Source organism: Hyphomonas polymorpha PS728 (assembly GCF_000685315.1).
GTDB classification, from domain to species: Bacteria; Pseudomonadota; Alphaproteobacteria; order Caulobacterales; family Hyphomonadaceae; genus Hyphomonas; species Hyphomonas polymorpha.
In genome coordinates this window covers 1-6,493 of sequence record NZ_ARYM01000046.1, presented here as the reverse complement: position 1 = coordinate 6,493, position 6,493 = coordinate 1, and the positions used below count along the sequence as shown (strand labels likewise).

The following is a 6,493-nucleotide window of genomic DNA, read 5'->3' as shown; positions in this document are numbered from 1 at the left end:
CCGGCAAACCCGGCGTGGTTCAATTATCCATTCCAATGCGGAACCGAGCGGGTTTCAGGTCAGAATTATCTGCGCAGATTAGCCCCAACGCGAGAGATCGACTATTGCTGTCGCTATGGCAGTTACTTCCGACAACTGATTTGTTGCCGTCATTTCTAACTTTACCTGTTTGGCAACCCGATCAATTGCTGCAACCTTGCCATTCATTGTGGTAAGATCACCTAACAAGTTCGGCTTTAGCAGTTTAACCTGAAGATCTTTGAGAAAACCAGAATCTCCCATCCAATCTGTTACATAGTGGCTGAACCAGCAAACCCTTTGCGCCCCCAAATCATAGCCGGCCGGAAGACCACTGAACGCCTTAGCCAATTCAGAATCCCAATGTGGGGCCTCGACACTCTCAAGGATTCCGTTGTCAGGATGGAGCAACGCTGCGGTGGGGTTGTCTGAGAGAAACCGATAGTGCTCGCGATTGGCAAAGATGAACGAAGTGCCAGCCCCCGCCAGATATGCAATAATATTCGATACTGACAGCGGCCCTTTCAGCATCGCGCCCATCGCCTCGTCTACTCTGACAGACGAAACTGGACGTGGAACCGAACCACGCGGACGCTCATTTCCGTATGCTTCAGAGATTTTCTCCGACTCTTCGCGAGTATAGCTAGCAAGTATGCGCTCGCTGTACTTAGATTTTTTGGTAACCTCAGAGCGCTCAAACCTGCGGATCGTCATGAAGTTTTCGGCAACAATTTCCCCCGTGTCGGAGCTCAAAAATTCGGTGCGCTCCACTTGATTCACAAATCGAGCACCAAATCGGGAGTTCTCAACAATTTCCGCGTCATTTAAACATGTTCGAGCTGAAATGGTCTCACCAACGTTCACCTCCCTTTTCCATGACCATCTTTCATCTGCCCACAAACCAAGAACACCCGGCAACCAACGGTCTACTGTAAGGACCCCGTGTTTCTCACCCAGCAATGACCCGTTGATATGGGAATAAAGGTAACAAGGAGGAGCTATCGGATTCTTCCAGACCGTTTTTTCCGCATACTGTGCATTTATCCAAAGCGGATTTATGTCACCTATGCCAACCGCGAAGTGCTCAACTCCACGTAATGTAACCTGCTCGTTCCATCCATGCCGGTGAAAAAATTCACCCACATCGGCACGCATGCTGGCAAGACCAGCATCGGTAATCTGACCATAGGAGTTAGGGTCGCTCATGGAGCTGCCAGGTCTTTCTGCAATTGAGCCTTTAGGGCCTTCTTGTCAGCCTTGCCAATTCCATTTCGCGGCAAACTCTCCACAAAAAATAGACGCTCCGGTGTCTTCTGCTTGGCAAGCCCAACGCTGATGAAATGCCTTAAGGTTTCCTCCAGAGATAGAGATTCACCGTGACGCAGAACTATGAATGCGCAGACTTTCTCGCCCATTGCAGGATCGGGCATAGCGACTGCTGCCGCGTCTTTAACAGCCGGATGAAGCAGAAGTGTTTCCTCCACTTCACGAGCGGAGATATTCTCACCGCCACGAATGATAATATCTTTTTCTCTGCCAGTGATCGTCAGGTAGTTTTCGGCATCAATTTTTCCGATGTCGCCTGTCCGATACCACCCATCCAAAAAGCATTCCCGGTTCAGTGCTTCATCAGTATACCCGACGAACAAGTCCGGACCTCTCGACAGGATGTGTCCGTCTGACAATGCCGGAAGGTCGTTGCCAGAATCATCTACGATACGTACTCGGACGTGCGGCATAATCTGACCGTCCGTCCCTATACGTTTGTCCTCTGGATTATGCGGAAAGTTCTGAGAAATAGTTGGATGCTCAGAGGAGCCATAGCAACGACAAACTGCAATACCATACTCGTTGCCTCGCCTCACTAAAGATTCAGGAACGACCGTAGCGCCGCTTATCCACATCTTCAGTGACCGGATATCGGAACCCAAACGCTCCACCATATCGATCAACTGATTGAAATGGTAAGGCGTTCCGCCGCTTTCGGAAATCTGCGCAGATTCGATCAGCCTAGCGGCTCGCTCCGCATCCCACTCATCCATGATATGAATGGAGCCCGGCCAGAAGAATGGCCGCATGATTATGAGCAAACCCGCGATATGACCAGCCGGCATGGCGGCGAGCCCTCTCGCATACCCCGTACGATCCCAGGCGCTGGACGCGAGTTCGTAACCAAGCGTATTGTGAGTATGGCGAACGCCCTTTGGACGGGAAGTCGTTCCGGATGTGTACACAATAAATGATAGGTCATCGCCCACAACTTCTCGGACCCGTCGCTTGTTTGACGAATAGTTGAGAAATTCGTTCCAGCTTAGCGCCCCGCGCACCACATCTTCCGCATCCATCACCACATGATCGACGAGATGATGGGCAATGCAATGTTCTGCGATCGGTGTTGAATCTTTCTTTGAGGTACGGCCCAGACAGAAGAAAGCGCGCGCGCCGCTGTCCTTTAGAATAAATTCCACTTCGCTTATGCCATATATCATGACAATTGGAACGATTGTGACACCACAATGCATTCCCGCCAACCAAAGCAATAGACAATTTTCTCCATTTGGCATCATGACCGCTGCGCGGTCTCCCGGATTCAATCCGAGCCCAATCAAAGCGGCGGCAACCTCTTTGCTCCGCGCGACAAGTGCCGAAACTTTGTGACTGACACTGTCACCTGCAGAGGTGAAAACGATCTCACAATCGCCGATATGTTCGAGGTTATCTTCTATCTGACGGCCAATGGATTTACCGGAGTAGACACCGAGTTCACTCCAGCTTGAATGTCCATCACTCACGTTCGCAACTATTTTTGCTTCGTCGGACCTCATTCAACAATCCCCTCTCATCAACTCGGGCAAGGCGCAGGGAGATTTGTCTCCGCTCCAAAGGATTTTCGCGGCCGCCAGAGCTTGCTCATTGAATCCGCCGAGTTCGCCTTGCAACGCACGCAATCGGTAAGTCCAAAAATGAAGCGCGTGCTCAAGTGTCATGCCCATGGCGCCATTGAACTGATGAAGATCAAAAACAATCTGCTGTATGTGCTGCTGAGCGTACAAAGCAACAAGGGCCGCATCAACTTCAGCCTCACTCCACGCCGCGCGCATTAGTAACCAATGCAAACCGTTCGACAGCTTGTGACAATGAGCTAGCCGGTGCTGGAGCGCCTGAAACGCACCGAGTGGTCGTCCGAACACAACCCGATCCTTGACATAGTCCGTCGTGAATTCCGTCGCGCTGCGGATAGCCCCCGAACACTCAGCGGCAATCGCCAGCCTCCACCATTTTCGCATGACATCGCCCGACGCCGAACCGGCCCGCGGCGCTCTATCCAGGTCGGGAACACTGGCAAATGTTCCAAAGGGGTAGCCCAGGATAGTATCAACGGTATGCACTTTGATCGATGCAAGATCGAGGATAGCGACATCATTCTCAGATTCGAGAAGCACAAGCGCAGTATTGGCTTTAGGGAGGAAACGATGCGGCTTGTGAATATCTGAACTTCTGATTAGCGCAACAGGCCCCGGAACTGAGACGCTCAATTGCGGAGCAACGAGCAAAGACGCACCAACTTCGATTACTCGTGCACTCGCGGATAGCTCTTCTACAACGAGTACGGCTTCAAGCGCACCCATTCCGTCTTGTTCTGCAAGATCAAGGAAGCCGGAATGACGGAGTTCAATCTCCATTTCATCTGCCGGCACAAAGAGAGCGCGACGCTCATCCGGCAGCAGAGTACCATGCTTTTTGACGATTCCCCGCAATGACTCTATAATGAGCTTTTGCTCTTCGGTGTGATTCAGGTTCAAGTGTACATCCTCGGCAATTGCAGTGCGCGATGTGAAAGAAGGTCGAGCTGGAGTTCATACGTTCCAGACGCAATCGTACTCACGATCTGTGCCCGGTAAAATAACTCGATGAACTTGCTTCGACCGCAAAGTGTTTCAGGCAAATTGTCCATCAGGAAAGATAGCAGATCGGAGCAGGCATCAGCCGCAGCAATACGCTGCACATTGGGCAGGGTTGCTTCCGCTCTTGCACCATCAGCTATACGCTCGTTCATCACCGCGTATGCCAGCACGCGTGCGACTTCGATCTTGGCGAGAATTCTGGCGGATTCAGCCTGTAGCGTCTCTGTGAACTTGCCATCGATCTTCAACATTTCGATCGCCAGTCCCAATACACGATCTGCCCACTGATATCTGGGCAGCCCAACACGCTCATGACTGAGCGCATAAGTCACAATTGGCCAAGCCTGTCCTTCTTCGCCAACCCTGGCGGAAACCGGAACCTCTACATCGGTGAAATGAACTTCGTGCAAATGCCCGGGCTCGACCAGTCCTGGGAACCCAACGACTCGAATTCCCGGAGCATTCATCGGCACAAGGAATACTGAAATGGATTTTCGGCTGCTACTTGTGCGCGCCAACAGGAACATCCAGTCTGCCTTGTAGGCATATGACGTCCATATTTTCATCCCATTGATAATGTACTTGCTGCCTGCCCGCTCCGCCCGAGTCGTAAGTGCCGCGAGATCGGTGCCCGCCTGCGGTTCCGAGAACCCTTGGCACCAGATGTATTTTCCGCTTGCGATCCTCGGGAGGTGTTCGGCCTTTTGTTCCGCTGTGCCGAATTTGAGAAGGGCCGGACCGATCCAGTTTGTGCCCATATATTGTGGTCCGCGCGGTTCCGCGAAGTCCCACATTTCTTCCGACTCTATGAAGAGATCCCATAGAGAGCTGTCAGCTCCGCCGTATTCCTTCGGCCAGTGCGATGTTAGCAGCCCCTCTTCGGCAAGCTTCGCACAAAACTCACGAGAGAAGTCGAGTTGCTGCTCTGACCCCAAGCCAAAAACATAATTCTCGTACCAGTCTTTCGGCAGGTTTGCCTGAAGGAAGTTCCTGACCCTGCGCCTGAATCCCACTTGTTCATCTGTCCAAGAAAAATCCATGAATAACCTCGTTGCATAATTGACCCGTGGCGGTGCTCGGATGTCATTCAATTGAAGCGCACAGAACAGGTCAATAAGCTTGGAACCCAAGGCGATCAGTTCTGAGTATGCGGAACCTAATCCGTCCAGATCTACAGGAATATTAGCTCAGACTGTCGCGACCGGCGTCAAAGGAGAGCCCAAGGCCCCGGGCAGGCGCAAAGGAGGTGCCGTCAACATGAACCTCGTGCGATTGTTTGCAGCAAGCCAGTCTGCAAGTTCCGATAGGTACCAAAGTTCGCCCAAGGGAATGCCCAACTTGAACAAGCAATGTCGGTGCAGTGGCGAAACGCAGCAATCGACCGATAGCTTCTCTTCTCCGACAACGTGCAGCTCGACGGCAAAGTTGTCAGAGACAATTGCTGCGAGTTCGCTCGATGATATCCAATCGAGCAAATCGTCGTCGTGACCGTCGAGTCCTGCGCAGACCGAGTTCAGAAGTGCCGGGTCAGGCGCGTCACCCCCTTCCCAAACCAGCTTAGCGAGCCCAGTGCGGAAGCATACGATATCTCCTCTTTCTACGACTACCCCATCGGCTTTCATCACTTGCTCAAGGTCTTTGAAGCCTACAGCTCGCCTTTGCCTTCCGAAGTGCTTTTCGAGATCAATCATAACGCCCCTCCCTTGAACACAGCTCGCAGCCATGTGTTCAATTCCGAGACGGAGGGCTCCGCCGTGGTTTGGTGTATCGTCTCCACGATCCTCAATAACCACTACATCCTCGCCGCCCTTATAGCCATTATAGTATCGAATCTCAGGCTCCCCATCGTCATCTGCGTCAAACCATGCACCGGAGTGCGCAAAGCCATCCCATTGAGTCGAATGTTGAAGATAGATTGTTGCGTAGTCATCAGACCCAACATCAATGGCGCCGTTTACTACAAGTGACATGGGGAAATTCAGGAAAGGTTTCTGTTTGCGCCCCACCAGTGCCGGGAGCACCTTCGGAGGTTTTCGAGAAGGCGCAAGCGCCTGATTGCCTGGGCGGTTGAGCGGCAGGCTGAGGCAGAATGTAAGACCTTCCTTAACTTCGGCGATCCCCTGAAGCACCTTCTGAGACGTAATCAAATTGAGACGGCCTATTTGATCGTTGGGTCCGAAATCACCCCAGTTAGATCCAGGGGGACGAACTTTGAATCTTGGGTTCATAGCGCCCAGCTCCTTTTGTACGTGCGTGAGATTTTCGGTTGCGAGCTGATCATCCTAACAGCAATGCTGCCTGGACCTAGTTCGCATACATGGAATTTTTGCTCCCGCGAGGACCTGACATGCGTGAGCGCCCAACACCGGCAAAAGCAATACTTGAACGACAGACGATCCGGGGAGCCGATCATATTAGCGGCCGTCAAGCGGAAGTCATTACGGCTGGCCCTGAAGAAGTCTGCTTCCTGGCTTCCAACGGCTTTTCGGACCAAGACGTCCAGTTTGCTCGACGCAGCATCTCAGCAACTAGCCCGTGCAGACTATCTTTGAACCGCGCCGGTAACCCCG

5 protein-coding genes are annotated in these 6,493 nt (G+C 52.3%); all 5 read right to left on the bottom strand.

Annotated features, from left to right (window positions below; all coding sequences use genetic code 11):
• Window positions 1–78 precede the first annotated feature (78 nt).
• Window positions 79–1,224 (bottom strand): FAS1-like dehydratase domain-containing protein, encoded by a 1,146-nt coding sequence (locus HPO_RS20435; protein ID WP_084324460.1) that lies wholly within the window; start codon window positions 1,222–1,224, stop codon window positions 79–81.
• Entirely contained in the window at window positions 1,221–2,843 is a 1,623-nt protein-coding gene (locus HPO_RS19150; protein WP_051612850.1) for a class I adenylate-forming enzyme family protein, read from the bottom strand. The genes HPO_RS20435 and HPO_RS19150 overlap by 4 nt, the downstream gene beginning before the upstream one ends.
• Complete coding sequence (locus tag HPO_RS19145) at window positions 2,844–3,821, bottom strand: acyl-CoA dehydrogenase family protein (protein WP_051612849.1); 978 nt, start codon at window positions 3,819–3,821, stop codon at window positions 2,844–2,846.
• Complete coding sequence (locus tag HPO_RS19140) at window positions 3,818–4,963, bottom strand: acyl-CoA dehydrogenase family protein (RefSeq protein WP_035602739.1); 1,146 nt, start codon at window positions 4,961–4,963, stop codon at window positions 3,818–3,820. The genes HPO_RS19145 and HPO_RS19140 overlap by 4 nt, the downstream gene beginning before the upstream one ends.
• A gap of 147 nt (window positions 4,964–5,110) precedes the next feature.
• Entirely contained in the window at window positions 5,111–6,151 is a 1,041-nt protein-coding gene (locus tag HPO_RS19135; RefSeq protein WP_035602736.1) for a cyclase family protein, read from the bottom strand.
• Window positions 6,152–6,493 lie beyond the last annotated feature (342 nt).